24 protein-coding genes are annotated in these 25,459 nt (G+C 65.5%); 20 read left to right on the top strand and 4 right to left on the bottom strand.

Annotated elements, in window-relative coordinates; translation table 11 throughout:
- The 4 genes from PV772_RS00810 to bcp all read left to right on the top strand — a co-directional run bounded on the left by PV772_RS00810 (position 1) and on the right by bcp (position 3,769).
- On the top strand, positions 1–1,194 hold the full coding sequence (locus PV772_RS00810; protein WP_347885075.1) for a glycerate kinase: 1,194 nt from the start codon (positions 1–3) through the stop codon (positions 1,192–1,194).
- Positions 1,187–2,530, top strand: a complete 1,344-nt coding sequence (gene allB, locus PV772_RS00805) for an allantoinase AllB (RefSeq protein WP_307358194.1) — start codon at positions 1,187–1,189, stop codon at positions 2,528–2,530. The genes PV772_RS00810 and allB overlap by 8 nt, the downstream gene beginning before the upstream one ends.
- Before the next feature lie 9 nt (positions 2,531–2,539).
- Positions 2,540–3,208, top strand: a complete 669-nt coding sequence (locus PV772_RS00800) for a winged helix-turn-helix domain-containing protein (RefSeq protein WP_347885074.1) — start codon at positions 2,540–2,542, stop codon at positions 3,206–3,208.
- An 81-nt stretch (positions 3,209–3,289) separates the two neighbouring features.
- Positions 3,290–3,769, top strand: coding sequence for a thioredoxin-dependent thiol peroxidase (gene bcp, locus PV772_RS00795; protein ID WP_141159194.1), 480 nt, complete (start codon positions 3,290–3,292; stop codon positions 3,767–3,769).
- 67 nt (positions 3,770–3,836) lie between these two features.
- Here bcp and PV772_RS00790 read toward each other — a convergent pair whose 3' ends face one another.
- The gene (locus PV772_RS00790) at positions 3,837–5,225 is read right to left on the bottom strand and encodes an MFS transporter (protein WP_347885073.1); all 1,389 of its coding nucleotides are present in this window, start codon (positions 5,223–5,225) and stop codon (positions 3,837–3,839) included.
- A gap of 89 nt (positions 5,226–5,314) precedes the next feature.
- Here PV772_RS00790 and PV772_RS00785 point away from each other — a divergent pair, with 89 nt between their 5' ends.
- Positions 5,315–5,887 (top strand): GNAT family N-acetyltransferase, encoded by a 573-nt coding sequence (locus PV772_RS00785; RefSeq protein WP_347885072.1) that lies wholly within the window; start codon positions 5,315–5,317, stop codon positions 5,885–5,887.
- A 172-nt stretch (positions 5,888–6,059) separates the two neighbouring features.
- Here PV772_RS00785 and PV772_RS00780 read toward each other — a convergent pair whose 3' ends face one another.
- A complete protein-coding gene (locus tag PV772_RS00780; protein WP_246839834.1) occupies positions 6,060–6,341 on the bottom strand; it encodes a hypothetical protein in 282 nt (93 codons plus the stop codon).
- Between the two features lie 245 nt (positions 6,342–6,586).
- On the opposite strand from PV772_RS00780, the gene PV772_RS00775 reads away from it, so the two are divergent.
- From PV772_RS00775 to PV772_RS00730, 10 genes are all read left to right on the top strand, one after another.
- A complete protein-coding gene (locus PV772_RS00775) occupies positions 6,587–7,699 on the top strand; it encodes a SpoIIE family protein phosphatase (RefSeq protein ID WP_347885071.1) in 1,113 nt (370 codons plus the stop codon).
- Entirely contained in the window at positions 7,696–9,654 is a 1,959-nt protein-coding gene (locus tag PV772_RS00770) for a glycosyltransferase (RefSeq protein WP_347885070.1), read from the top strand. Before PV772_RS00775 ends, PV772_RS00770 begins: the two co-directional genes overlap by 4 nt.
- Positions 9,654–9,986 carry an STAS domain-containing protein gene (locus PV772_RS00765; protein WP_141159189.1) on the top strand — a complete coding sequence of 111 codons (333 nt, stop codon included), beginning with the start codon at positions 9,654–9,656 and terminating at the stop codon, positions 9,984–9,986. The genes PV772_RS00770 and PV772_RS00765 overlap by 1 nt, the downstream gene beginning before the upstream one ends.
- Positions 9,979–10,404: an ATP-binding protein gene (locus PV772_RS00760; protein WP_141159188.1), complete on the top strand. Its 426-nt coding sequence runs from the start codon at positions 9,979–9,981 to the stop codon at positions 10,402–10,404. Before PV772_RS00765 ends, PV772_RS00760 begins: the two co-directional genes overlap by 8 nt.
- Positions 10,405–10,604: 200 nt before the next feature.
- Complete coding sequence (uraD, locus tag PV772_RS00755) at positions 10,605–11,102, top strand: 2-oxo-4-hydroxy-4-carboxy-5-ureidoimidazoline decarboxylase (RefSeq protein WP_347885069.1); 498 nt, start codon at positions 10,605–10,607, stop codon at positions 11,100–11,102.
- On the top strand, positions 11,099–11,437 hold the full coding sequence (uraH, locus tag PV772_RS00750; protein ID WP_141182570.1) for a hydroxyisourate hydrolase: 339 nt from the start codon (positions 11,099–11,101) through the stop codon (positions 11,435–11,437). Before uraD ends, uraH begins: the two co-directional genes overlap by 4 nt.
- A gap of 80 nt (positions 11,438–11,517) precedes the next feature.
- Complete coding sequence (locus PV772_RS00745; protein ID WP_347885068.1) at positions 11,518–12,327, top strand: IclR family transcriptional regulator; 810 nt, start codon at positions 11,518–11,520, stop codon at positions 12,325–12,327.
- Positions 12,328–12,886: 559 nt separating this feature from the next.
- Positions 12,887–13,921, top strand: a complete 1,035-nt coding sequence (locus PV772_RS00740) for a glycine betaine/L-proline ABC transporter ATP-binding protein (RefSeq protein WP_347885067.1) — start codon at positions 12,887–12,889, stop codon at positions 13,919–13,921.
- Positions 13,921–15,948, top strand: a complete 2,028-nt coding sequence (locus PV772_RS00735) for an ABC transporter permease subunit (protein WP_141182573.1) — start codon at positions 13,921–13,923, stop codon at positions 15,946–15,948. Before PV772_RS00740 ends, PV772_RS00735 begins: the two co-directional genes overlap by 1 nt.
- Before the next feature lie 92 nt (positions 15,949–16,040).
- Positions 16,041–17,018: an ABC transporter substrate-binding protein gene (locus PV772_RS00730; RefSeq protein WP_210411360.1), complete on the top strand. Its 978-nt coding sequence runs from the start codon at positions 16,041–16,043 to the stop codon at positions 17,016–17,018.
- Positions 17,019–17,098: 80 nt separating this feature from the next.
- Here PV772_RS00730 and PV772_RS00725 read toward each other — a convergent pair whose 3' ends face one another.
- A complete protein-coding gene (locus tag PV772_RS00725; protein WP_141159182.1) occupies positions 17,099–17,380 on the bottom strand; it encodes a hypothetical protein in 282 nt (93 codons plus the stop codon).
- A 128-nt stretch (positions 17,381–17,508) separates the two neighbouring features.
- Positions 17,509–18,189 (bottom strand): GntR family transcriptional regulator, encoded by a 681-nt coding sequence (locus PV772_RS00720; protein WP_141159181.1) that lies wholly within the window; start codon positions 18,187–18,189, stop codon positions 17,509–17,511.
- Between the two features lie 119 nt (positions 18,190–18,308).
- Here PV772_RS00720 and purU point away from each other — a divergent pair, with 119 nt between their 5' ends.
- The 5 genes from purU (at position 18,309) to PV772_RS00695 (ending at position 25,316) form a co-directional block, all read left to right on the top strand.
- Positions 18,309–19,214 carry a formyltetrahydrofolate deformylase gene (gene purU, locus PV772_RS00715; RefSeq protein ID WP_141159180.1) on the top strand — a complete coding sequence of 302 codons (906 nt, stop codon included), beginning with the start codon at positions 18,309–18,311 and terminating at the stop codon, positions 19,212–19,214.
- A 49-nt stretch (positions 19,215–19,263) separates the two neighbouring features.
- The gene (locus PV772_RS00710; RefSeq protein ID WP_141159179.1) at positions 19,264–21,756 is read left to right on the top strand and encodes an FAD-dependent oxidoreductase; all 2,493 of its coding nucleotides are present in this window, start codon (positions 19,264–19,266) and stop codon (positions 21,754–21,756) included.
- A gap of 4 nt (positions 21,757–21,760) precedes the next feature.
- Positions 21,761–22,387: a cyclodeaminase/cyclohydrolase family protein gene (locus PV772_RS00705; RefSeq protein ID WP_141182575.1), complete on the top strand. Its 627-nt coding sequence runs from the start codon at positions 21,761–21,763 to the stop codon at positions 22,385–22,387.
- Positions 22,384–23,289 carry a bifunctional 5,10-methylenetetrahydrofolate dehydrogenase/5,10-methenyltetrahydrofolate cyclohydrolase gene (locus PV772_RS00700; RefSeq protein WP_347885066.1) on the top strand — a complete coding sequence of 302 codons (906 nt, stop codon included), beginning with the start codon at positions 22,384–22,386 and terminating at the stop codon, positions 23,287–23,289. The genes PV772_RS00705 and PV772_RS00700 overlap by 4 nt, the downstream gene beginning before the upstream one ends.
- A 614-nt stretch (positions 23,290–23,903) precedes the next feature.
- Positions 23,904–25,316: an MFS transporter gene (locus PV772_RS00695; protein WP_347885065.1), complete on the top strand. Its 1,413-nt coding sequence runs from the start codon at positions 23,904–23,906 to the stop codon at positions 25,314–25,316.
- The last annotated feature ends 143 nt before the right edge of the window (positions 25,317–25,459 follow it).

The following is a 25,459-nucleotide window of genomic DNA, read 5'->3' as shown; positions in this document are numbered from 1 at the left end:
ATGCGGATCGTGATTGCCCCGGACAAATTCAAGGGTTCGCTGTCAGCCCCGGAGGTGTGCAGCCACCTGGAAAAGGGCCTGCAGCGCGGGGCCGGCGGAAACCTGGACATCGTCCGGATTCCGGTGGCCGACGGCGGCGAGGGTACCCTCGACGCCGCCGTCGGCTCCGGCTTCACCCGCCGCACGGCAACGGTCACCGGCCCCACCGGACAGCCGGTGGAGGCGGACTTCGCGGTCAGGGGCCACGAGGCCGTGATCGAGATGGCGACGGCCTCCGGGCTCGCCCTGGTGCCAAGCGTCCGGAACGGACGCCGTCCGGATTCGGCGGATGCCACCACGGCCACCAGCCTGGGCACCGGACAGCTCATCCGCGCAGCGCTGGACGCCGGCTGCCGCCGGATCATCCTCGGTGTGGGCGGCAGTGCCAATACCGACGGCGGCGCGGGCCTCCTGCAGGGCCTCGGCGCCAGGTTCCTGGACAGCAGGAACAACGAACTCTCCCCGGGCGGGGCTGCGCTGGCCAACCTGCACAGCATCGATTTCACCGATTTCGAGCCCCGCCTGGTGGACACCCGCTTTGTGCTGGCGTCCGACGTGGACAACCCGCTGCTCGGTGCCCAGGGCGCCGCGGCGGTGTTTGGTCCGCAAAAGGGCGCCGCGCAACAAGACGTCGGCATGCTCGACGCCGCCCTGGCCAGGTTCGTCGAAGTCCTGGCCAGGGAAATCGGATTCCGCGCCGTCAAGGCTGCCGAGGCTCCAGGAGCCGGGGCAGCCGGCGGGGTGGGCTACGCCGCCATCGCCGTCCTGGCCGCAACGCGGCGGCCAGGCATCGACGTCGTCCTTGAATTCACGGGGCTGGCGGACCGCCTGGCCGGTGCCGACCTGGTGATCACGGGCGAAGGCAGCCTGGACGAACAGAGCCTGCTGGGCAAGACGCCGATGGGTGTCGCCCGGGCAGCGGCAGGCCAGGGTGTTCCCGTCGTCGCCGTCTGCGGCCGGACCACCCTGGACCAGGACCAGGCCGCGGCTGCCGGGTTCGAGGACATCCATGCTTTGACGGCGCTCGAAACCGATGTAGACAGGTGCATAGCAGAGGCAGGGCCGCTGCTGGAGCAGCTTGGCACCCAGATCAGTGCGGGGCTGGCGGCCAACAGGCCTGCCACCGCAAGTACCAAGGAGGACCTCCGTGTCTGAAGAACGCTTTGACCTCGTCATCCGTGGCCGGCGCATCCTGACCACCGCCGGCATCGCCCCGCGCGAAGTGGGGGTGCGCAACGGCAGGATCGTGGCCATCGAGCCGCTGGGCAACGGCCTGGCCGGCGCCGAGGTCATCGAACTGGCCGACGACGAGACGCTGCTTCCGGGCCTGGTGGACACCCACGTCCACGTCAACGAGCCCGGCCGCACCGAATGGGAGGGCTTCGCCTCAGCCACCCGCGCCGCGGCAGCCGGCGGCGTCACCACCATCATCGACATGCCGCTGAACTCCGTTCCGCCCACCACCACCGTGGAAAACCTCAAGCTCAAGCGCGAGGTGGCCGAGGACCAGGCGTTCATCGACGTCGGGTTCTGGGGCGGCGCCATCCCCGGCAACAAGGCCGACCTCCGTCCGCTGCACGACGAAGGCGTCTTCGGCTTCAAGTGCTTCCTCCTGCACTCCGGCGTGGACGAGTTCCCGCACCTCGAGGCGGACGAGATGGAGGAGGACATGGCCGAGCTGAAGTCCTTCGATTCGCTCATGATCGTCCACGCCGAGGACTCGCACGCCATCGACCGGGCACCGCACCCGGGCGGGGACCACTACGAAACCTTCCTGGCCTCCCGCCCCCGTGGCGCCGAGAACAAGGCCATTGCCGAGGTCATTGAGCGGGCGCGCTGGACCGGTGCGCGTGCGCACATCCTGCACCTGTCGTCGTCGGATGCGCTGCCCATGATCGCCAGCGCAAAACGCGACGGCGTCAAGCTCACCGTGGAAACGTGCCCGCACTACCTGACCCTGATGGCGGAGGAAATCCCGGACGGCGCCACCGCCTACAAGTGCTGCCCGCCCATCCGCGAGGCCTCCAACCGGGAGCTGCTGTGGCAGGGCCTCCTGGACGGCACCATCGACTGCATCGTCTCAGACCACTCCCCCTCCACGCTGGACCTGAAAGACCTTGAGAACGGAGACTTCGCCGTGGCCTGGGGCGGCGTCTCCTCCCTGCAGCTGGGCCTGTCCCTGATCTGGACCGAGGCGCGGCACCGCGGCATCCCGCTGGAACAGGTGGTGTCCTGGATGGCGGAACGGCCTGCCAACCTCGCACGGCTCACCAACAAGGGCCAGCTGGCGCTGGGCTACGACGCCGACTTTGCCGTGTTCGCCCCCGACGAGGCCTTCGTGGTGGACGTGTCCAAGCTCAAGCACAAGAACCCCATCACCCCGTACGACGGCAAGGCCCTGTCCGGCGTGGTGCGCAAGACCTTCCTCCGCGGTGCCGCAGTGGACGGCCAGACCCCTACGGGCAGGCTGATCCGCCGCGGCGGCGTCTAGGGACGCGCCATGGCAGTGGAAGCACACCATCCCCGGACGGCGGTACCGCATCGGGTCCATCAGCCGGTTCCGGCCCGGCGGGCCACCGCCCACGGGCTGGCCGTCTGGGTGGTTCCGGCCGAAGGAACCACCCCGGACCTCCTGCGCCACGCCGCCCAAATGGTCCTCGCCAGGGCCCTCGAAACTGCTCCGGAGGCGGAAGTCCATTGGCCTGCCGCCGGAGCCCCCATGTCCGGGGTCTCCGCCGGGACGGAAGGAGCCGCAGCCGACTCCTCTCGCGCTCCTTCCGCAGCGGAGAACCCCGGCGCAACCGGGCCCGACGGCGGCACGCGCCTGCCGCCGTCGGCCGGCCCCGTCAGCCGGGTCGCCGTGGACCTTGCCGCCGACTCCGTCCTGCTGGACGGCAGCCCGGTGGCGCTGACCGGCGTCGAATACAAGGTGCTGCGCTACCTGGTGACGCACCTGTCCCGCACGGTAGGCCGCGAGGAACTGCAGGAGTTCCTGGAATCGCTGGATTTTCCCGGCGCCACCGCCCGTTCCATCGACGTCTACGTGGGCAGGATCCGCAAGAAACTGGGCAATGCCCGCCACGCCGTGGCCACCGTCCGCGGCGGCGGCTACCAGTTTGTGCCGGGCCCGCACGCAGCCGTTCGGGGTCCGGCGGAATACTGCATATGACGCGCTGGTTTGTATCAGTAAGCGGTGACCCGCTTCACTTGATGTTTGGCCATCACTGACCGAGTCTTACAAAGGAACGCCATGAGCCCCACCCTGACCACCAAGCTTCAGCCCGGTACCCCGGCTCCTGATTTCACCCTCCGGGACGCCCAGGGCCGCGAGACCTCGCTGGCCGACTACCGTGGCAAGAACGTCATTGTCTACTTCTACCCGAAGGCGGCAACCCCCGGCTGCACCACCGAAGCCTGCGATTTCCGCGACAGCCTGGCCTCCCTGCAGGGCAAGGGCTACGAGGTAGTCGGCATCTCCCCGGACGCCCAGGAAGCCCTGGCCGGCTTCAGCGGCGACTTCTCCCTCACCTTCCCCCTCCTGTCCGATCCCGACCACGCGGTTGCCCTGGCCTACGGCGCCTGGGGCGAAAAGCTGGTCCACGGCGAAATCCATGAGGGCATCGTCCGCTCCACGGTTGTGGTGGACCCTGAAGGAAACGTCACCCTGGCCCAGTACCAGGTGCAGGCCGACGGCCACGTCGCCCGCCTCAAGGAAGCCCTGGGAATCTAAACCCGCCACCATTTCCCGCAACATTTCCACGGACGCCCCAGCACCTTGCGTGCTTGGGCGTCCGGGCTTAATCCGCAGTTTCCATTGCCGCCTGCGCATACGACGCCGACACCCGGCGGTAGACCGGGGAAAGGAAGGCGAGCAGGGCGGCCAGGATCATGATGATCCCGGCCACCAGGAATACCAGGGCGATGCCGCGCGAGGTGCCCTCGCCCAGGAGTGGCGCCAGGAGCGCGGCACCGTCCGCGGACCGGGCGTACGGGATGATCCAGTACTGGGCAATGGGGGCGATGAGGAACGCCGTGACGGGAGCGGCGGCGGACTCGAAGGCCATGGCGAAGCCAAAGACGCGTCCCTGCCGTTCCAGCGGCACCATCCGCTGGATGACCGTCTGTTCAGCGGCCTCCACGAATGGCACCAGCACCAGGTACAGCCAGATCCCCAGGATGTAGAGCCATGGCCACTCCCGCAGCGTGAACACGGCGCCGAGCACTCCCATGGCCGCCACGGCAACCAGCAGGGTCCGCAACGGGTTGGCGCCGAGCCCGAATTTCCCGATCAGCGCGCCGCCGATGATGAATCCCGTGGATCCAACCGCGAAGACGGCACCCCACATCTCCACCGAAAACATCTCCAGCCCGTAGGGGTCCATCAGCGCCATGTAGACGCCGCCGATGAAGTTGTTGAACGTGGAAAACACGATCAGCGCGAACAGCCCCGAGATGGCCAGGACGGCAGTGAACGAACCCCGAAGGTCGAAGCCGCCATGGGCATCCGATGCCGCCACGTGTACCTCCTCGGGCATCCGAAGGGTCAGCAGGTGCGCCGCAGCCAGCGCCGTGAGCACCAGCGCGACGGCGATGGTCCAGCCCATGCCCAGCAACCCAATGGACAGCCCGGACAGCAGGGAGGTGACGATGAACATCAGCCCCTGCACCATTCCCACCAATCCGTTGGCATTCGCCCGCCGCTCCGGCTCGATGAGGATGGTCACCGTGGTGGACAGGGCGATGTTCCGCATGTTCTCCACCACGGCGCCGATCAGGATGATCAGCGTAAAGATCCAGAACCACGGCTGCCCCAGGTCCAGCAGGGACGGGGCAGGAGTGAGCAGGAACATCACCCCTGACACTAAGAACATCACCAAGGTGAAGGCGGCGGCGAACCGCATCACGGCCAGCTTCCGGCAGCGGTCCACGAACGTGCCGAAGCTGATGCTGGACAGGGCAATCAGCAGCATGTAGGCGCCGCCCACCACACCCGTGGCAATCACGTTGCGCGTCTCCAGGTACAGCCAGAACGTCAGCGCGAACCACAGGTAGCTGGTGGTGATGTTGGCCAAAGCCGTGTTGACCAGGATTCCGGCGAAGGTGCGGGAGCGCTCAGCCGGCGTTCGCAGGGCGGCGGCAACGGTATCCGGATCCGCGGCAGCACTGCCCGGTTCCTGCTGGGTCATGCGTCCCAGTGTAGTGACGGGCAACAGGAGCCAACAGTGGAGATCAGCCCGGCAGGCGGTTCCCGGCCAGCGGCGGCTAGGATCGCAGCATGGCCATTGAGGTGCGACCCGCAACGGTCTTCGAGGACGTCAAGATCCTCGTGGGCCCCAAACGGCCCGACGCCACCGTCTGCTGGTGCCTGAGCTACCGGATTCCCTCGAAGCAAAACGTGTCATTGCGGGGCGAAGAGCGCGGGGAACTGGTCCGGGAGCTGGTGACGCAGGATCCGCCGCCAGGCGTGGTGGCGTACGACGACGGCGAACCGGTCGGGTGGGCAGCGGTGCACCCTCGGGCGGACACCAGCTTCGCCCGCAACAGGCGGGTTCCCCACGTTGACGACCAGGACGCCTGGTCGGTGTGGTGCCTCCGCGTCCGGCCCGGCCACCGCGGCAAGGGAATCTCACACCATCTGCTGGCCGGTGCCGTCGCCATGGCCCGCGCTTACGGGGCGCCCGTAGTGGAGGGCTATCCCGTGGACAACGGCGGCCACAAGGTGGACCTCACCATGGCATACGTGGGTACCCGCAAGCTCTTCGAGGCTGCTGGCTTCACCAAGGCTGCGGACACCACCTCGGTGCTCAACGGCTTCCCCCGGGTGCTGATGCGGCTGCAACTGGAATAACAGCGCTACTTCCGGCGCCAGTACTTTCGCCAATCGACTTCCATGGCCCACAACGCCAGCAGCATCGCGTCCATGGTCATGAGTCCAGCCATCAGGTACGACCAACCGACAAACAAACTCACAGCAATCTCCTGACTATCCCCAGCCAATCGATTGCTGCTAAGTGTGGCACCTACAAGGCGGGTACGGAATGCCCTCGGCCCGCAGTCTTTAAAAGGCCCTCCAGCCTGCCATGCGCCTCGGTCTCCAGCTTGAGCCGATGCGTGAGTTTCTCCACCTGCCTGGACATGTGTTCCCCCACCTGCAGCCGGTCCCCGGGCCAACTGGAGACCTCCCGGGATTCGGCGAGGGCCTGCTCCAGTTCCCTGGCAGCGGCCCGCACCTTCCGTGAGTGGAAGAAGACGCGCAGGAAAGCCCTGGCTTTGTCCATTCCGTTTTGTTTTACGTGTTCCATTGGCTTCCCCGCCTTCCGCAACCTTGTCAGCTTCCGCGCGGTCGTCGTCGTACCCTGGTTCCTGGAAAGCTGCTGCGTTATGTCGAGTGTGACCGGCGTTCCTCAACGTCCCGGCAAGCGGACCCCAAGATTCCCGCAAGATCGGGGTGTGCGTGGTTCCCGCACGATGCACTTGTCAGCGACGTCACCGGAAACTGTGAAGCCTAAGACATGCCCTGTGCGCCTTAATACGGTAGAAGTAGAGCATGGTCTCTCCCTCCGAATCGTGCCGTGCGGTGGTCATCGAAGATGATCCGGACATCCGCGGACTGCTGGTCCGTGTCCTGGTCAAGCAGGGCTTCGATGTCACCCACGCGGGCGCCGGCCTGCCGGGCGTGGAGGAAGTCCGCCGCCGCAAGCCGGACCTGGTGACGCTGGACCTGAACCTGCCGGACCTTGACGGGCTGGAGGTGTGCAAGCTCCTGCGCGAATTTTCGGACGCGTTCATCGTGATGCTCACCGCCCGGGCAGACGAACTGGACAAGCTGACCGGCCTGGACAACGGCGCCGACGAATACATCAGCAAGCCGTTCAGCCCCCGTGAACTGCAGTCCAGGATCAATGCCCTGTTCCGGCGCCGGCCCTCCGCCGCCGCGGAGTCCGCTGCCCGGGGCGAACTGGAACGCGCCACGGAGGTGCAGCAAAGCCTCCTGCCGAAAGAGGACATCCGGGTGGACGGCTACGACGTGGCAGGCCTCTTCCGGCCCTCCCGCAACGTGGGCGGCGACTTCTACGACTGGTACCAAACCCCTGACGGGCTCCACCTGACCTTCGCTGACGCGATGGGCAAGGGCATGGGCGCCGCTTTGATCGCGGCCACTGTCCGCGCCGTCATGCGTTCCACCGGCCTGCGCCAGGACCTCGACGCCGGGTTCGCCTCCGCCAGCAAGGCGATCGCCGCGGACCTGGACTCCTCCAACTCCTTCGTGACCCTGTTCCACGCCCGCCTGGACGCAGCGTCCGGCAACGTCAGCTACGTCGACGCCGGGCACGGCCTGGCACTGCACGTCCAGCCCGCCGGGCCGGCCGACCGCCTCCCCTCGGGCGGACCACCGGTGGGAGCCTGGCCGGGGACGCAATGGCCGCAGGCCAAACTGGAACTGGCACCCGGCGACTCGCTGGTGGTGGTCAGTGACGGCGTGCTGGACGTCTTTGAGTCGGTCGAGGACTTCACCGACGCCGTGCGGCAGGCCACGCAGGCGGCAGGTTCGGCGCAGGAAGCCACCAACTCCATCCTGGCCCTCGCTCCTGCAGAGACCGCCGAGGACGACGTCACGGTGGTCGTGGTCCGCCGCCTCCCCCACGGAGTTGCCGCGTGACCCGCTTCTGGACGCGCCTGGTGGTGGTGCTGACTGTCCTGACCGGCCTGAACTACATTGCCTGGCGCTGGATGTCCTCGCTCAACTGGGACGCCTGGTGGATCGCCCTCCCCCTGGTGGCGGCCGAAACCTACAGCCTCATCGACGTCATGCTCTTCGGCATGACGGTGTGGAACCTGAAAATCCGCAAGGGTGCCCCGGAGCCGCCACACGACGCCACCGTGGATGTCTTCATCACCACCTACAACGAGGACCTGGACATGGTCCTCACCACCGCACTGGCGGCCCAGAAAATCCGGCACCCGCACAGCACCTGGATCCTGGACGACGGCGCGCGGCCCGAGCTCAAGGCCCTGTGCGAACAGCATGGCCTGGGCTACGTCACCCGGAGCGGGGACTGGACCAAGGACCTGCCCCGGCACGCCAAGGCGGGCAACCTCAACAACGCCCTCATGGTCACCCACGGTGAGTTCCTGCTGATCCTGGACGCGGACCAGATCCCCGAGCCGGACATCCTGGAAAAGACTTTGGGCTACTTCAACAACCGCCGGGTGGCCCTGGTCCAGACACCCCAGTACTTCAGCAACGTTCCGGACAGCGACCCCCTGGGCAGCCAGGCGCCGCTGTTCTACGGCCCCATCCAGCAGGGCAAGGACGGCTGGAACGCCGCCTTCTTCTGCGGCTCCAACGCCATCCTGCGCCGCGAGGCGCTGATGCAGCTGGGCCTGGTGGGCTACGTCAAGGAGACCGAGAAGAGCATCCGGCGCGCGCTGGCCGCCTCCCGGGCAGCGATCAAGCAGGCCCGGAAGTCGGCGGACGTGGAGTCGCCCCTGGTGGCGGACGTCCTGGACGAGGTGGAGGCCGCCACCCGCGAAGCACAGGAGGAAGTGGACGCAGGCCAGCCCCTCAGCGAGGTCACGTACCGGGTCCGCCGCCGCGTGGACGCCGCCGTGCAGACCCTGGTCCAGGCCGACGTCGCAGCCCTGCAGGCGGACCTTGAGGAAATCGCTGCCATGGAACTGGCCCATGTGGGCGAGTCCGGCGTCCCGGTGGTGGCGGACGACGCCGTGCAGCGAATGTCGGCCCGCGACTGGTCACCCCTCGGTGCCCTGGAATCCGTCCAGGCCGTGCTGGATGCGCTGACCGTGGAACGCAGCAACGAGGCACAGCCCGTGATGCCGCTGGCCACCATTTCGGTCACCGAGGACATGGCCACGGCGATGCGCATGCACGCCATGGGCTGGGAGAGCGTCTACCACCACGAAATCCTGGCGTATGGCCTGGCGCCGGAGGACATCGCCACCATGCTGACCCAGCGCCTCCGCTGGGCCCAGGGCACCATCCAGGTGCTGCTGCGGGAGAACCCCCTGGTGCAGAAGGGCCTCAAGCTCGGCCAGCGCCTGATGTACTTCGCCACCATGTGGACCTATCTCAGCGGCTTCGCTGCGGTCATTTACTTCGCGGCCCCCATCATCTACCTGCTCCTGGGCATCCTGCCGGTCAGCAGCCTCAGCTGGGACTTCTTCATCCGGTTCATCCCGTTCATGGTGGTTAACCAGCTGCTGTTCGCCGTGGCCGGCCGCGGGATCCCCACCTGGCGCGGGCAGCAGTACAGCCTTGCGCTGTTCCCCACCTGGATCAAGGCGTGCACGACGGCGGCCCGCAACGTTTGGTTCGGCCGTCCCCTCGGGTTTGCCGTCACCCCCAAGGCGCGCCAAAGCGGCGGACCCAGCTGGAGCCTGATCCGGCCCCAGATCGTGGTGTCCATCCTGCTGGCCGCCGCCGCCGTCGTCGGGATCGTCCGCCTGGCCACCGGGCTGGCCGAGCCTCTGGGTACCCTGGTCAACGTCGTCTGGGTGGTCTTTGACCTGGTGGTCATGAGCATCCTGGTCCGCGCCGTCCTCTATAAGGGGTACGAACCGGCCGCAGAACCTGAAAACAGAGAGGAATCCTGATGGAGTTCAGTTATGAGGTCAAAGACTCGTACGCGGAGGTCAAGGCGGACGGACGGCTCAACATGGTCTCCGCGCCGAAGCTGCGCGAGTTCGTGACGGACGTGATCGCTGGCGGATCCAACCGGATCGTGGTGAACCTCGAGAAGACAGCATTCATGGATTCCTCGGGCCTCGGCGCCCTGATCGGCTGCCTCAAGGCCGCGCGCCAGGCCGGGGGCGACCTCCGGATCGCTGCCGTGCAGCCGCAGGTGAACATGGTGCTGAAACTGACCAGCATGGACAAGGTGCTGACCGCCTACCCCACGGCCGAAGCAGCGTTCAGCAATGACTGAGGTCCTGGCCTCGCGCAGCTTCCGCGGACCGGCTGCCGAGGACGCCATCGAAGCCGTCCATAACGGCCTCGACAGCCTCTGGCGGGACGTCCCCTTCGTGGACGACATGGACCAGATGACGTTCACGACGGCGGTCATCGAGTCAGCGTCGAACATCGTCCAGCACGCTGAGCCGGCCGGTGAGCAGGAGGTGGAGCTCGGGGTGGAGACCACCGTGCAGCCGGCGCTGCTGCAGGCACGGGTCAGCGCTTACCACGCGAAGCCGCCGTTCGGCCCGATGGAGGCCTCCACCCCGGACGACAACGCCGAGTCCGGACGCGGCCTGGCGCTGATTGAAGCCCTGGTGACTACAGTGACCTTCGAGCGGCAGGACGGCACCAACACCTGGGTGCTTTCCAGGACGTCCTCGCAGGGCTAAGCGCTGCCAGTCACATCTCAGCCGGATGCCCTGTGCTTGACAGCACGCAGGAGCTGCCCTTGAATATTGCGTATGCTGAAATAACAGTTCCATGATGCGGAAGCCTGCTGGTGGTATTGCCACAAGCAGGTGTCGGACTCTCCGGCGTCCGCATAGCCGTCACCATGGATGCCAGCATCACCCCAAGGATTACTGCCAGCATGAAGCTTGCCGAATTCAACAGCGCGGATACGGCCTCCGCCCAGGCCCTCCTGCGGCCCTGCATCGACGTCAGCCGCTGGGTGGAGGCGGTGGCCGGGGCCCGGCCCTTCGCCGCCCGCAGTGAGCTCCTGGAGTTCGCCGCCCAGGCCGCCAGCCCCTTCACCCCGCCAGAGGTTGAAGCCGCCATGGCCCACCACCCCCGGATCGGCGAACGCCCGACGGCGGCCAGCACCGAGGCCTCCATGTCCCGTTCGGAGCAGGCCGGTGTGGACCCGGCCGACGCTGCTGTCGCCGGGGCCCTGGCGCGCGGGAACCGGGAGTACGAGGAGAAGTTCGGCCGCGTGTTCCTGATCCGGGCCGCCGGACGCAGCGCCCAGGACATCCTGGCGGCACTGAACCAGCGGCTCACCAACTCCGCGGATGAAGAAGACAGGATCGTGGCCCAGCAGCTGCGCGAAATCGCCGTACTGCGGCTCGAAGGACTGATCAGCGAATGAGCGTCTCCCACGTGACCACCCACATTCTCGACACCGGTGCCGGACGCCCGGCGGCGGGGGTCGCCGTCGTCCTTTCCCGAAACGACGCCGGCACCTGGCGTGAGCTGGCAGCGTCCAGCACTGACGCCGATGGCCGGGCCAAGGACCTGGGGCCGGAGCGCCTGGAACCTGGCCATTACAAACTGAACTTCGCCACCGGCGCCTATTACGCGGGCCTGCAGACGCAGACGTTCTTCCCGGAAGTGGACCTGGTCTTCGAGGTCACCGGCCCCGAGCATTACCACGTGCCGCTGCTCCTAAGCCCGTTCGCCTACTCCACCTACCGGGGCAGCTAGGGCAATCCCGGCTGCCGCAACCGCCGGGAGCCTGACGCAATGTCACGCCCATCACATCAACCGGCATAGGATCAGGAAGTATGGCTCCTAAAAATGAACCGGAAACCGATACCGATGCCGACGGCGGCCAGTCCGGCGGGGTCCAGTCCGTGGAGCGCGCCCTGACCGTCCTGGAGATCCTGGCACGCGAGGGACATGCGGGCGTGAGCGAAATCGCCGAAGAAATGGGGATCCATAAGTCCACCGTGTCCCGGTTGATGGGTTCGCTGGTGACGCGCGAGATGGTCCATCAAAACAGCGAGCGCGGGAAGTACCAGCTCGGTTTTGGGATCCTTCGCCTGGCCAGCTCTATTCCCGGCCGCCTGAGCCTGGTTCGTGAGGCACGGGCCGTCCTGGAAAGCCTGGCCGAGCAGTTTAAGGAAACCGTCAACCTCGCTGTCCTGCGCTCCAACTACGCCGTTAACGTGGACCAGGCCATGGGTCCCTCAACCCTGGCCACCTACGACTGGGTGGGAAGCCTGACCCCGCTGCACGCCACTTCCAGCGGCAAGGTCCTGCTTGCGGCGCTGGAGGCGGACGAGCGCGAGCGCATCCTGAAGGAGACCGGACTGTCGGCGCGCACCTCCCGCACCATCACCAGCCGGAAGGAACTGGACGCCCAGCTGCTCGACGTGGCGGCCAAAGGGTACGCCGTGGTGCGTGAGGAGTTCGAAATCGGCCTGAACGCCGTGGCGGTACCCGTCTACAACCACCAGGGCACTGTGATCGGTTCGGTCAGCATCTCCGGGCCGGCGTTCCGCTTCGACCCCGAAAAGATCCCGGGCCTACTGGAAACCCTCAAGGATGCTGGCCTCAAAGTCAGCGCGAATATGGGGTACACGCACCGCTGAAAGACCCCTGACTCACCATCACAATGGCCCCGAATCCCAAAAGGCTCGGGGCCATTGCCTGTCTGCACGCCGTTGCCCGGGGCTTCCACTACGGCAAGCGCCTACCGAAAGCACCCTCCAAGCGGCGCCTCCTGCGCAACTTGAATCACTAAATGCAACATGCTTAGCCCTGACAGCCGGCGTGTCAAGACCCTTGCGCAGTTGTTATCTGCCGCCCCGTAACATCGCGGCGTTCTCCGGAAAGCCTTGACAATACGAATGGCATAAATCACTCTGTTGCGTAATACGAAGTCCGTTGCGTCATCTCCTGGGAAACCAGCTTCGACAGAAGAACTCCGTTTTACCGGGCATGCCGCCCACCAGCGTCACCCAATGGCAGGTAAGGCACACAGGAGCCGTGCCTCTCCTGCCACAGATTCCCCCTGATAAGCACGGCCCGAATACCTCCCCAACGTCGGTACCAGTGCCAGCTCCGGATTCGCGAAGCATCAACACCTGGCACAGCTCTGCCTTCGGCCCAGCCATTGATTACAGCCTCCACACAAGCAGGAGTACAGCAATGAACAGCCCCGCAATATCGGTCCGCAACCTTTGGAAGGTCTTCGGACCAGGGGGAGAGAAGATCCCGGGAAACCGGGAACTGGCCACCCTCGGCTCCGCAGAATTGCTTGAACGCACCAGCTGCGTAGCCGCGGTCCGCAACCTGGGCTTCGACGTCGCAAAGGGCGAAGTCTTCGTGGTCATGGGATTGTCCGGATCAGGCAAATCCACCCTGATCCGTTGCCTTACCAGGCTCATCGAGCCGACGTCCGGACAGGTCCTGGTGGACGGCAACGATGTCCTGCGGGCAGGCGTGGCTGAACTTCGGGAGCTCCGGCGGCGGAAAGTATCGATGGTTTTCCAACACTTCGGCCTGCTGCCGCACCGCACGGTCCTGGACAACGTCTCGTATGGACTGCAGATACGCGGAACGGCGAAGAACGAACGCCACACCAAAGCCCGGGAGATCATTGAACTGGTTGGGCTCAAAGGCTACGAACAGCACTACCCGGACCAACTGTCCGGCGGTATGCAGCAGCGCGTCGGCCTGGGGCGAGCCCTTGCCGGAGATCCGGACACCATCCTTTTCGATGAGCCCTTTTCGGCTTTGGATCCGCTCATCCGGCGTGACATGCAGGCAGAAGTCATCCGGCTCCACAAGGACATGGGCAAGACCATGGTGTTCGTGACCCACGACCTCGCCGAAGCGCTGAAACTCGGAGACCGGATCCTGATCATGCGCAACGGAGAGCCTGTCCAGTGTGGCACCGGTGACGACCTTGTAGGCTCCCCGGCGGACAAGTACATCGAGGACTTCGTCTCGGAAGTCCCCCGTGCCGACGTCTTGACCCTTAAATGGATCACGCGGCCGCTGGCCGACACCACGCCCAGGGATGCAGCAGTGCTCAACTCCAGGATGATCATCCGCGACGCCATCCCGGCTGTCATGCACTCCGCCTGCCCGGTCCTTGTCGAAGAGGGCGGCAGGATCACCGGACAGATCGATCGCGACAGCATTCTTTCCGTGCTGCAACCGGCAGAAGCGGCGGCCTGATGTCTGCCCTCCTCGAAAAACAGAAAACCGTCCCGGCTGCCCCCATCATCCTTGAAGCACGCCGCAGGCCGAGCCGAAGGACAGTCCTCCTGCTGGCCGCCGGCGCACTCTGGATCCTGGGATTCCTGCTCCTCAACGGCACGGCAACCCTGGCGTTGCCAGCCTCGGAACTGACGGACCTGCACCGCTCGCTGAACCAACTCAACGCCTGGGTGGCGGCAAACCGGGCTGACAACCCGGTCTTCCTCTACTTTTTCACGCCGCTTCGGACCGCCGTGGATGCGGTGGCGAACCTGTTTACCACCACCTTCGCAGCAACGTCCACCGGCCTGCGCCTTCCGGAAATCGGTTGGCTGGGAACGGTAGGCCTGCTCACCTGGATCGCACTGGCTGTCGGCAACGTCCGGGTAGCCCTGCTGACGGCTGTGGTCTTTGTCTTCTTCGGATTTCAAGGCCTGTTCGTGGAAGCCACCTACACGTTCGCCCTGGTTCTGACGTCCGTGCTCCTGACCCTGCTGGTGGGCGTCCCGCTTGGCGTACTGTCCGGCATCTACGGCAGGGTAGCCCGGGTCATCACTCCCGTGCTGGACTTCATGCAGACGCTGCCCACCTTCGTCTACCTCGCCCCGCTTGCCCTGGTCTTCCTGATCGGACCGGCATCGGCAGTGATCGCCACGGTGATCTACGCTGCTCCACCCGTCATACGCCTTACCGCACACGGTATCCGCCGCATTCCAGATAACACCCGCGAAGCGTCCGACTCGCTCGGCACCACGGGCCTGCAACGGCTGCTGACATTGCAGCTCCCCATGGCGCGCCGGACCATCGTGATGGGCATCAACCAGGGGACCATGGCCGCCCTGTCCATGGTGACCATCGCCGCCCTGATCGCCGCTCCGGGCCTTGGCCAGACGGTGGTCCGGGCCCTGCAGTCCCTGGACGTTGGTACTGCAGTCAATGCCGGGCTCTCCATCGTCCTGCTGGCCATCGTGCTGGACCGGGTGACCACAGCAGCCAGCCGCCGCGCGGAACCCGGCGCAGCCGCCAAACGCCGCCTGGGCCGCAAGGCCCGTGCCGGACTACTCGGGATCGCGCTGGCTGTGGTCCTGGTCATGGTGCAGTTGTCCAGGACCATGCTGTGGGCAGCAGCCTTTCCCCAGGACCTCAATGTTGGACCGGCCATCGTCCAGGCCGTGAACACCGCCAGCCACTGGCTGCAATCGAACGTGTCGCTGTTCACGGTATCCCTGCGTGAAGGCGTTACCGGAACAATCCTCAACCCGTTCCAGTCGTTGCTGACCGAGACGCCCTTCTTCATCCTCGTCGCAGTGGTCGCCATCGTGGCCTACGCACTAGGCGGCTGGAAGCTCGCGGCCGTAACCACTGCCTGCCAGGGGGTCATCATCTACCTCGGACTCTGGAGCGACGCCATGGTCACCCTCGCCGGAACCCTCGTTGCCACCGCCGTGGTAATGATTTTGGGAATTGTCTTTGGCGTGGCCATGGGCCGGTCCAGCCGCGTCGACCAGCTCATGCGGCCCCTGCTCGACGCGGGCCAGACCATGCCCTCCTTCGTCTACCTCGTGCCCTTCCTTGGCCTCTTCGGAGCCACCCGCTTCACTGCGATCATGGCGGGCATCATCTACGCCGCCCCGGTCGCCATCAAGATCACCGCCGATGGAATCGCGGCGATCTCACCGACTGTCGTCGAGTCGGCGATCGCCAGCGGTTCGACGCCGTGGCAGGTAATCACCAAGGTGCAGCTGCCCATGGCGAGGCAATCCCTGGCCCTCGCTGCCAACCAGGGGCTGATCTACGTGTTGGCCATGGTGGTGGTAGGAGCCCTGGTCGGCGCCGGCGGCCTCGGATACGACGTCGTGGCAGGCTTCGTCCAGAGCTCCATCTTCGGCAAGGGCCTTGCCGCCGGCCTGGCCATCGTGTTCCTCGGAATCATGATGGACAGGATGACGCAGGCTGCCGCCGCCGCTCCGACGCGCAGAATCCCCGCGTCCACGCCCGCCACGTAAGCGTCCCACCCCCCCGCTTACGCCCCAATGCCCCTGCAAACTTGCCTGCTCCCAGGCGAGAAGTCCCGTATGCCCTAAAAAGGAGACCCACCATGAAGAAAGCTGAAAGGCTGATAAAACGCACGTTGCCGGCAATGGCCGGAGCTGCCGCCGCAGCCCTGTTCCTCGCAGGCTGTGGCGGAGCATCGGTAAACCAGGCCGCTGCGGCAGGCGCTGCCACGGGAACACCCTGCGGCAGCGTGAGCGTCGCAATGAACGCGTGGGTGGGTTACACCGCCGACGCAGCCGTCTACAGCTACGTGGCGAAAAACAAGCTCGGCTGCAGCGTCGTCCAGAAGGACCTCAACGAGCAAGTCTCCTGGCAGGGCTTCGCCTCCGGGGAAGTGGACCTCATTATCGAAAACTGGGGGCACGCCGACCTGGCGAAGCAGTACATCACTGACCAGAAGGTGGCCGTCGATGCCGGACCAACCGGAAACGAAGGGCACATCGGCTGGTACGTTCCGCCATGGATGGCCGAGAAGTACCCGGACATCACCGACGGGCAGAACCTCAATAAATACTCTTCGATGTTCACCACCTCAGAGTCTGGCGGAAAGGGGCAGGTCCTTGACGGCGATCCCGCCTTCGTCACCAATGACGAGGCGCTGGTGAAGAACCTGAACCTTGACTACAAAGTGGTCTTCGCCGGATCGGAAGCGGCCCTCATCCAATCATTCCGGACTGCGCAGCAGAACAAGACACCCCTTCTCGGCTATTTCTACGAGCCGCAGTGGTTCCTTTCCGAGGTTCCGTTGAAGAAAGTGAACCTGCCGGCGTGGACCGAGGGCTGCGACGCCAACCCCGAAAAGGTTGCGTGCGACTATCCGACCTACAAGCTCAACAAGGTCATGTCCAAAAAGCTGGCGGACAGCGGCTCACCGGCCGCCAAGCTGGCCAAGGCATTCACCTGGACCAACGAGGACCAGAATTCGGTTGCTACGGATATCCAAGGCGGCATGACGCCTGAAGCGGCGGCAAAGAAGTGGGTGGATGCCCACCAGAGCGTGGTGGATGGTTGGCTTAGCTGACAAGCGTTCCCATTGCCATACCAAGGGGAGCGGCCCGGAGGAGTTTAGTACCCGGGCCGCTTTCCCTTGGTTTTCCAGGGTCACACCCAGATCTGGTAGCCGGAGGACTTGTCGAAAATGCGCCGGGTGCTGATGCCCTCGGCGGCGATCCAGAGCACCGAGCCGTCCTCCGCAGCCTGGTCCACCACCCCGCTGGCCACGTGCTCCCCCCGCAGCCACACCTGGACGCTGCGGCCGGGCAGGCGCGCCCAGTCGGCCCGGAGGCCGAGAGCCGTTTTCGACGTGCCGCCGCCCTGGCCATCCTGTTCGAGGTCAGGGTCGGTGGCATCACGTGGGGCTTCAAGGGTTGTCCGGGAATCCACTGGCCACTCCGATCGCCGGCGCCGTCGCCGCTCGAATCCATCACTGATATTTGATTGATATATCAATCTGGATTTCGAGTATGGTCCAGGTCACACTCCCTGTCAACAGGTACCCGGGGCGAAAGGCGCTAGGCCTTGAAAAGCGCCTCCCGGACCGCGCTTTCGAATCCGCTGACGTGGGCCCGGGCAAGCTCCGCGGCCCGCTCCTCATCCCCGTCGATGACGGCGCGGAGCAGATCGAGGTGTTCATGAACGTGGTGTGACAGGTCCGGCAGCCGGTCAATGACCATGCACCAGATGCGCGTTGCCAGGTTGTCATAGCGGATCAGGATGTCTTCCAGGTGCGGGTTGGCGGCGGCGGCGTAGATGCCCTGGTGCACCCGGGCATCGAGCTGCAGCGTCTCTGTCACGGTTGCCGAAGAGACATCGAACGCCTCAACCTTTTCGAGGGTGGCACGCAGCTCGTCCCGGACCGCGGGGGAAGCCACCCGTGCGGCACGGGCGGCCGCAAGGGGCTCGAGCTGGGCGCGGATCTCCGAAATAAAGGAAAGGTCGGTCACGTCCACCCGGGTAGCGAAAGTGCCACGGCGTGGGTAGGTCTTCACCAGCCGGTCCAGCTCCAGCCGCTTCAGGGCTTCGCGTACCGGAGTCCGGCCGACACCCAGATTCTTGGCCAGGAGCTCATCGTTCAGCAGCTCTCCGGGCTTAATTTCAAGGGTCAGCAGCCAGTCGCGGATGCTCTCATAGGCAACGTCAGCCAGGGACTTCTTCCCCATGGCATCAGCCACCGCCAAAGCTTCGAATGCCATGCTGAGCCCCTTCTTCCCAACCAGAAAACCTATTGACCTCGCCTGTAGACCAGTATACGCTGGCACCCAATCTAATATATCAGTCCGTTGCTTTTGAATATATCTAGAAGGAGCAGGGTATGACCCTCATCGAAACAGCCCCAGCAACCACCACCCTGCCGGCACTCAAAGAAGAGCAGCCGCAGAAGTTCGTGCTGACCCTGTCCTGCAAGGAGCAGGCAGGAATTGTGCAGGCCGTCACCACGTTCCTGTTCGAGCGCGGCTTCAATATCGACGAGCACCAGCAGTTCGACGACAGCCTGCGCGAGACACTCCACCTGCGCACCGCGTTCTCCGGCTCCCCCAACTACACGCCTGCCATGCTCGAGGAAGAGTTCGCGGGCATCGCCAGCCGGTTCGACATGAAGTTCAGCTTCCACGACCAGACCGCCAAGCGCGTCCTGGTCATGGTGTCCAAGTTCGGCCACTGCCTCAACGACCTCATCTTCCGCTGGCGGGGCGGCAGCCTTGGCGGCGAACTGGTTGCGGTCGTTTCCAACCACGAGACCCACCGTGCCATGGCGGAAGCAGCAGGGCTCCCCTTCATCTACGTCCCCGTCACCCCTGACACCAAGGCGGACGCAGAGCGCCGGCTGCTGGACCTGGTGGATGAGTACGAGGCCGACCTCGTAGTCCTGGCCCGTTACATGCAGGTTCTCTCCGACGATCTCTGCCGGGCACTGGAGGGCCGGGCCATCAACATCCACCACTCCTTCCTCCCGGGCTTCAAGGGCGCACGCCCCTACCACCAGGCCTACGACCGCGGCGTCAAGCTAGTGGGCGCCACCGCCCACTACGTCACCGCCGACCTGGACGAGGGTCCGATCATCGAGCAGGAAGTCATCCGGGTGGACCACACCTACGGCCCGGCGCAGCTGTCCACCGTGGGCCAGGACGCCGAAGCACTGGCCCTCTCCCGCGCTGTCCGCTGGCACTGCCAGCACCGCGTACTGCTGGACCAGACCAGCACCGTGGTGTTCCGGTAAGCAGCCCCCGCCCGCAGACATAACCCGTAAAGCAGCAGGAGAGACTCCCTTGGAATCGTCACCACGCATTGTCATTATCGGAGCCGGCATCGTCGGCACCAACCTCGCGGATGAACTCGTCACGCGCGGCTGGAACAACATCACCGTCCTGGACCAGGGACCCCTCAACATGCCCGGCGGCTCCACCTCGCACGCCCCGGGACTGGTCTTCCAGACCAACCCCTCCAAGTCCATGGCCCTGTTCGCCAAGTACACCGTGGAGAAACTGCTGTCCCTCACCGAAGACGGCGTCAGCTGCTTCAACCAGGTGGGCGGCCTGGAGGTTGCCACCACCGAGACCCGCCTCGCTGACCTGAAGCGCAAGCTCGGCTACGCGCAGGCATGGGGCATCGAAGGCTCCATACTTTCCCCGGCGGAATGCAAGGAGCTCTATCCGCTCATCAACGATGAGGACATCCTGGGTGGCCTCCACGTTCCCAGCGACGGCCTGGCCAGCGCCGCCCGCGCGGTCCAGCTGCTGATCAAGCGCACCGAGGCGGCCGGCGTGAAGTACGTCGGCAATACCGAAGTCACCGCCATCGAGCAGTCCGGCCGCCGGGTCACCGGGGTCCAGACGCCCGACGGCGTGATCCCGGCAGATATCGTCGTCTCCTGCGCCGGATTCTGGGGCGCCAAGGTCGGCGAACTGATCGGCATGTCCGTACCTCTGCTGCCGCTGGCGCACCAGTACGTCAAGACCACCCCGGTTCCTGCCCAGCTGGGCAGGAACGAGCTGCCCAACGGTGCCCGCCTGCCCATCCTCCGCCACCAGGACCAGGACCTCTACTACCGCGAACACGGCGACCGCTACGGCATCGGCTCCTATGCCCACAAGCCGATGCCCGTGGACCTGGACGAACTCGGCAGCTTCAAGCCGGACGAGATCAGCGAGCACAACATGCCCTCCCGGCTGGACTTCACCCTCGAGGACTTCCTCCCCGCGTGGGAAGCCACCAAGCAGATCCTGCCCGCGCTGCGCGAAAGCGAGATCGAGGACGGCTTCAACGGCATCTTCTCCTTCACCCCGGACGGCGGCTCCCTGGTGGGCGAGTCCAAGGAACTGGACGGCTTCTTCGTGGCCGAAGCCGTCTGGGTAACCCACTCGGCAGGCATCGCCCGCGCCGTGGCCGAGCTCCTGGTGGATGGCAAGTCCTCCATCGACCTGGGCGACTGCGACATCCACCGCTTCGAGGAAGTCCAGCTGACCCCCGAGTACGTCAGCGAAACCTCGCAGCAGAACTTCGTGGAGATCTACGACGTCCTGCACCCGCTGCAGCCCAAGCTCTCCCCGCGCAACCTGCGCGTCAGCCCCTTCCACGCCAGGCACAAGCAGCTGGGCGGCTACTTCCTGGAAGGCGGCGGCTGGGAACGCCCCTACTGGTTCGAGGCCAACGCCGAGCTCCTCAAGGAGATGCCCGCAGACTGGCAGCCGCCGGCCCGTGACTCCTGGTCCGGCATGTTCAGCTCGCCTATTGCCGCGGCTGAGGCATGGAAGACGCGCACCGCCGTCGCCATGTACGACATGACCCCGCTCAAGCGCCTCGAAATCTCCGGACCCGGCGCCCTGAAGCTGCTGCAGGAACTGACCACCGCGGAAATGGACAAGAAGCCCGGAGCCGTCACCTACACCTTGCTGCTGGACGAGCAGGGCGGGGTCCGCAGTGACATCACCGTGGCCCGCCTCAGCGAGGACACCTTCCAACTCGGCGCCAACGGCAACATCGACACCGCCTACTTCGACCGGGCAGCCCGGCACCAGACAGCAAGCGGCAGCGCCGAAGACTGGGTCCAGGTCCGCGACACCACCGGCGGCACCTGCTGCATCGGCCTCTGGGGCCCGCTGGCCCGCGAGGTGGTCGGCGCGGTCAGCAGCGATGATTTCTCCAACGACGGACTGAAGTACTTCCGGTCCAAGCAGGTGGTCATCGGCGGCGTCCCGGTCACCGCCATGCGGCTGTCCTACGTCGGCGAACTGGGCTGGGAGCTCTACACCAGCGCCGACAACGGCCAGCGCCTCTGGGACGCGCTGTGGAAGGCCGGGCAGCCGTTCGGCATCATCGCCGCGGGCCGCGCCGCCTTCAGTTCGCTCCGCCTGGAAAAGGGCTACCGCTCCTGGGGCACCGACATGACCACCGAGCATGACCCCTTCGAGGCCGGCCTCGGTTTCGCGGTGAAGATGGCCAAGGAGAACTTCGTCGGAAAGGCAGCCCTGGAGGGACGCACCGAGGAAAACTCCGCGCGCCGCCTGCGCTGCCTGACGGTCGACGACGGACGAAGCCTGGTGCTGGGCAAGGAACCGGTGTTCTACAAGGACCAGGCGGTGGGTTACGTCACCAGCGCCGCCTACGGCTACTCCGTCCGCAAGCCCATTGCCTACTCCTACCTCCCCGCGGAGGTATCCATCGGCGATTCAGTGGAGATCGAGTACTTCGGGCGCCGGATCGTGGCCACCGTTACCCAGGATCCGCTGTACGACCCCACCATGTCCCGGCTGCGCGGCTAACACCATGATCAGTTCAGAGACAGTCAGCAGCTACCTCACCCGGTTGGCCGCAAAGCAGCCGACGCCGGGTGGTGGCGCCGCGGCGGCCCTCCACGCGGCCCAGGGCGCAGCCCTGGTGGGCATGGTGGCGCGCTATACCACCGGCGCCAAACACGAACAGCACGCACCGCTGGTGCAGCGCATCACCCAGGCAGCCGACGACCTTGTCGCCGACGCGCTGGGCTTGGCTGAAGCAGATGAAGAGGCCTTCCAGGCCGTCATCGACTCCTATAAGCTCCCGTCCGGCACCGATGAACTCAAGGCCGCCCGGGCGGCCGGAATCCAGTCCGCGCTCATCCAGGCGGCCCAAACCCCTGCCCGGCTCATCGAGCTGTCGGGCGGCATCGTTGACCTCGCCACCGAACTCTTCGACGTCGCCAACGCCAACGTCATCAGCGACGTTGCCGCGGCCGCTGACGCCGCCCGCGCAGCTGCCACCACGGCGCGCGTCAACATCGACATCAACGTCGTGGCGGTCAAGGATCCGGAGGCACGCGCGCTGCTTGCCCAGCAGACGGACGGCATTGAAGAGAAAGTGGTCCTGGCGGCAGATGCCCTCTCGGCCCGCGTTCGCGAAAGGATTCTGGGTTGAGTACTGCAATACTTTCCGGAAAGCCTTTGGCCGCGTTGATCCAACAGGAAGTCAAGGAGCAGGTCCGGTCCCTTGACCTGGACGGCGTCCGCCCGGTCGTGGCGGTGGTCCTGGCGACCGCCGATGAGTCAACGCGCTGGTACGTCCGCTCCATCGAGCGGGCAGCCGAGCGCGCCGGAGTCGGCTGCCGGATCATCGATCTGGGCCATGATGCGACGGAACAGGTGCTTGCCGGCGCCTTGCGGGACCTGGGCGCGGAGCCATCCGTGCACGGCATCATCCTGCAGACCCCGCTGCCGGCAGGAGTCCGGACCCACCACCTGGTGGGCCTCATCGCCCCGGAAAAGGACATCGACGGGGCCAATCCGCTAAGCCTGGGACGACTTGCCGTCGGCCAGCCGGCTTTTGCTCCCGCGACCGCCCGCTCCGTCGTCGAAATCCTGGACCATTACCAGGTTCCCGTCGCGGGGAAGGATGTGGTGGTGGTGGGCCGGTCCGCCGTGGTGGGCAAGCCGCTGTCCCTCCTCCTGCTGGCCCGCGATGCCGCCGTGACGGTCTGCCACTCCAGATCGGGCCCGCTGGAGCGCTACACCAAGGATGCCGATGTCGTGGTGGTCGCGGCCGGCCGCGCCGGGCTGCTGACTGGCAGCCACGTCTCCTCCCGGACGGTCGTGGTCGACGTCGGCACGAATGTCCTCGCCGACGGCTCGCTGGTGGGTGATGTGGACCAAGCCGGCGTTACCGGGACCGCAGCGGGACTCACCCCTGTTCCCGGCGGGGTGGGGTCTGTCACCACGGCACTGCTGCTCCTCCACACGGTGGAGGCCGCACGCCGGCAATCGTCCTCCCTGCCGCTGCCGGCCGAAGCCGCGGAAGCCCAGGTCCTGGAAGCCGCGGGCTAGGCACGGCACAGAGTCAGCAGCGGTGTCCCGTTTTTCGTAAAAGGTGCTTCGGTGGGCCTAAGACCTGGGGAGGTATTCCTCATCGAAGCACCGTTTTCGGAAAACGGGGCCCGCAGCCGGCCTGTGCCCGCGGGCAGGGCCACCCTGTCCCCGCGGCAGGGCTTTTGGCATGCCCTGGAGTACCAGGCAGGAACACCTACACACTTTGCCTTTAGCGGGTCACACTCTTGACATTGAATGTGAGCTAGCGCACGATTTTGTTGCATACAGCGAAGGTTGTTGATCATCACGGAACGAAGCTCGCCCGGATACGCTCCTCCCGTCCCCCGGCTCCACCCGTGATGACTTTGGGGAACAGTCGAACGAATTCATGATGGCCGGTTCGAAACGGGCCTCGGCCCGTGCATCGGCCGCACAACGTTGCCAGCATCCACGCGGCAGCGCCAGATCACCGAAGGAAACTGTCTATGACTATCAGGGGTGGCAGCACCATCGATCACAGCAGCGCGGGGCGCCGGAACCGGGGAACGACGCCGAAGTATGTCCGTGGGTCCAGGAAACAGCGCTCTGGCACCTTCAGCGGTTTGCGCTGAAGCCGGAAGGGAACGAATCTCATGATCAATCCAACCAGGACGACGGTCCCCGTCGACTCCTCCTCATCAAGAGAGACCAGCTCCACGTTCAAGCGCCGCTTCATGATGCGGCTTGTCGCGGTCTTCATAGGCGGGATGTTCCTCGACGGTTACATCCTCGGAATCATCGGCCCGGTTACCGGATCCATGCGGTCAGATCTCCAGCTCGACGCACTATCGCTGGGCATGATCGCTGCAGGCCCGCTGGCTGGTATCTTCATCGGCTCCCCGCTGGCTGGCTGGGCTACTGACAAGTTCGGACGCAAGCCAATGTTCCTCGTGGACATGGGCCTGTTCCTGGTCGCCTCAGGAGCCCAATTCTTCGTAACTTCTGGAGACGGCGCCGTGATCCAGCTGGCCATCATCCGATTCATGATGGGCGTCGCGATCGGCGGCGAGTACTCAATCGGTGGGCCACTGCTGTCAGAGTTCTCCCCGCCCAAGCTCCGCGGGCGGCTGCTCGGGCTGACCCTGATCGCCTGGTACGTCGGTTTCATGATGGCATTCATCATCGGCACGCTCCTGCACGACGCCGGCACCCCATGGCGGCTGGTCCTCGGCACGAGCACCATACTGGCATTCGTTCTGTTCCTCGCCCGCATGGGCCTCCCCGAATCGCCGAGCTGGCTCATTACGAAGGGACGGCACAAGGAAGCACTCGAGATCGCACACCGATATATCGAATCGCCGCAGATGCACGACAGCATCACCGGAGAGATGGATCTGAGGATGCTCCAGGAGGCCCAAGCCGCGGAGAGTGGAACCAAAATCAAGAACGCCTCCTTCGGAATGCTGTTCTCGAGGCAGTACTGGCGCGCCACTGTCTTCACCGCAGGTTTTTGGTTCTGCGCGGTCACTCCGTACTTCGCGATCGCGACCTTCGCCGACGAGGTACTCAACCAATTCGGCTTCGGCGGCGGCTGGGCCGGTGGAGTCGGCCTGTCCGCACTTGCGGTCGCGGGCGTTGTCACCAGCGTACTTCTCATTGACAAGCTCGGCCGCCGAATCCTCACTGTGCCGGGGCAGTGGCTCTGCGCGGGCATCCTGCTGGTCATCGGGGTATGGGGGAACGCACCAGCGATCCTCGTGCTCGTCCTGTTTCTCGCCTTCTCCTACTTCAATGCCGGCTACACCACGATGACCCAGGTCTATCCGGCCGAGGTATTCCCCGGCCACCTGCGCGGCGTCGGCATGGGCTTCGCCGCGTCCTTCAGCCGGATCGGAGCCGCACTCGGCACCTTCGCCCTGCCATGGGCGATCGCCAACATCGGCATGGGCGCAACCATGGTCGTAGCCGCCGCCGTCGCATTACTCGGCGCCGTCCTCTCGCAATGGCTCGCGCCTGAGACGAAGGGGCGCACCCTCGCCGAGATCTCAGCAGACTTCTCCCACTGACACCGGGACCGCACGGCCACCCGCCGCCGGATAACCGAAGCTGCACCAAAGAGGCCTTCGCCGCACCAGCGGCGGGGGCCTCTTTGCCGCCTTTCGACACAGCGCCGCCAGCCGCCGCAACAATGCAGGAAACCCTTGACATC

The organism is Pseudarthrobacter sp. CC12 (assembly GCF_039907755.1).
GTDB classification, from domain to species: domain Bacteria; phylum Actinomycetota; class Actinomycetes; order Actinomycetales; family Micrococcaceae; genus Arthrobacter; species Arthrobacter niigatensis.
This window is presented reverse-complemented; position numbering and strand designations above follow the sequence as displayed.

Excerpts from the sequence above, each read along its gene's own strand:
- PV772_RS00810 (WP_347885075.1), top strand. The coding sequence starts at position 1 with ATGCGGATCGTGATTGCCCCGGACAAATTCAAGGGTTCGCTGTCAGCC.
- PV772_RS00800 (WP_347885074.1), top strand. The coding sequence starts at position 2,540 with ATGGCAGTGGAAGCACACCATCCCCGGACGGCGGTACCGCATCGGGTC.
- bcp (WP_141159194.1), top strand. The coding sequence starts at position 3,290 with ATGAGCCCCACCCTGACCACCAAGCTTCAGCCCGGTACCCCGGCTCCT.
- PV772_RS00790 (WP_347885073.1), bottom strand. The coding sequence starts at position 5,225 with ATGACCCAGCAGGAACCGGGCAGTGCTGCCGCGGATCCGGATACCGTT.
- PV772_RS00785 (WP_347885072.1), top strand. The coding sequence starts at position 5,315 with ATGGCCATTGAGGTGCGACCCGCAACGGTCTTCGAGGACGTCAAGATC.
- PV772_RS00780 (WP_246839834.1), bottom strand. The coding sequence starts at position 6,341 with ATGGAACACGTAAAACAAAACGGAATGGACAAAGCCAGGGCTTTCCTG.
- PV772_RS00775 (WP_347885071.1), top strand. The coding sequence starts at position 6,587 with ATGGTCTCTCCCTCCGAATCGTGCCGTGCGGTGGTCATCGAAGATGAT.
- PV772_RS00765 (WP_141159189.1), top strand. The coding sequence starts at position 9,654 with ATGGAGTTCAGTTATGAGGTCAAAGACTCGTACGCGGAGGTCAAGGCG.
- PV772_RS00760 (WP_141159188.1), top strand. The coding sequence starts at position 9,979 with ATGACTGAGGTCCTGGCCTCGCGCAGCTTCCGCGGACCGGCTGCCGAG.
- uraD (WP_347885069.1), top strand. The coding sequence starts at position 10,605 with ATGAAGCTTGCCGAATTCAACAGCGCGGATACGGCCTCCGCCCAGGCC.
- uraH (WP_141182570.1), top strand. The coding sequence starts at position 11,099 with ATGAGCGTCTCCCACGTGACCACCCACATTCTCGACACCGGTGCCGGA.
- PV772_RS00745 (WP_347885068.1), top strand. The coding sequence starts at position 11,518 with ATGGCTCCTAAAAATGAACCGGAAACCGATACCGATGCCGACGGCGGC.
- PV772_RS00740 (WP_347885067.1), top strand. The coding sequence starts at position 12,887 with ATGAACAGCCCCGCAATATCGGTCCGCAACCTTTGGAAGGTCTTCGGA.
- PV772_RS00735 (WP_141182573.1), top strand. The coding sequence starts at position 13,921 with ATGTCTGCCCTCCTCGAAAAACAGAAAACCGTCCCGGCTGCCCCCATC.
- PV772_RS00730 (WP_210411360.1), top strand. The coding sequence starts at position 16,041 with ATGAAGAAAGCTGAAAGGCTGATAAAACGCACGTTGCCGGCAATGGCC.
- PV772_RS00720 (WP_141159181.1), bottom strand. The coding sequence starts at position 18,189 with ATGGCATTCGAAGCTTTGGCGGTGGCTGATGCCATGGGGAAGAAGTCC.
- purU (WP_141159180.1), top strand. The coding sequence starts at position 18,309 with ATGACCCTCATCGAAACAGCCCCAGCAACCACCACCCTGCCGGCACTC.
- PV772_RS00705 (WP_141182575.1), top strand. The coding sequence starts at position 21,761 with ATGATCAGTTCAGAGACAGTCAGCAGCTACCTCACCCGGTTGGCCGCA.
- PV772_RS00695 (WP_347885065.1), top strand. The coding sequence starts at position 23,904 with ATGATCAATCCAACCAGGACGACGGTCCCCGTCGACTCCTCCTCATCA.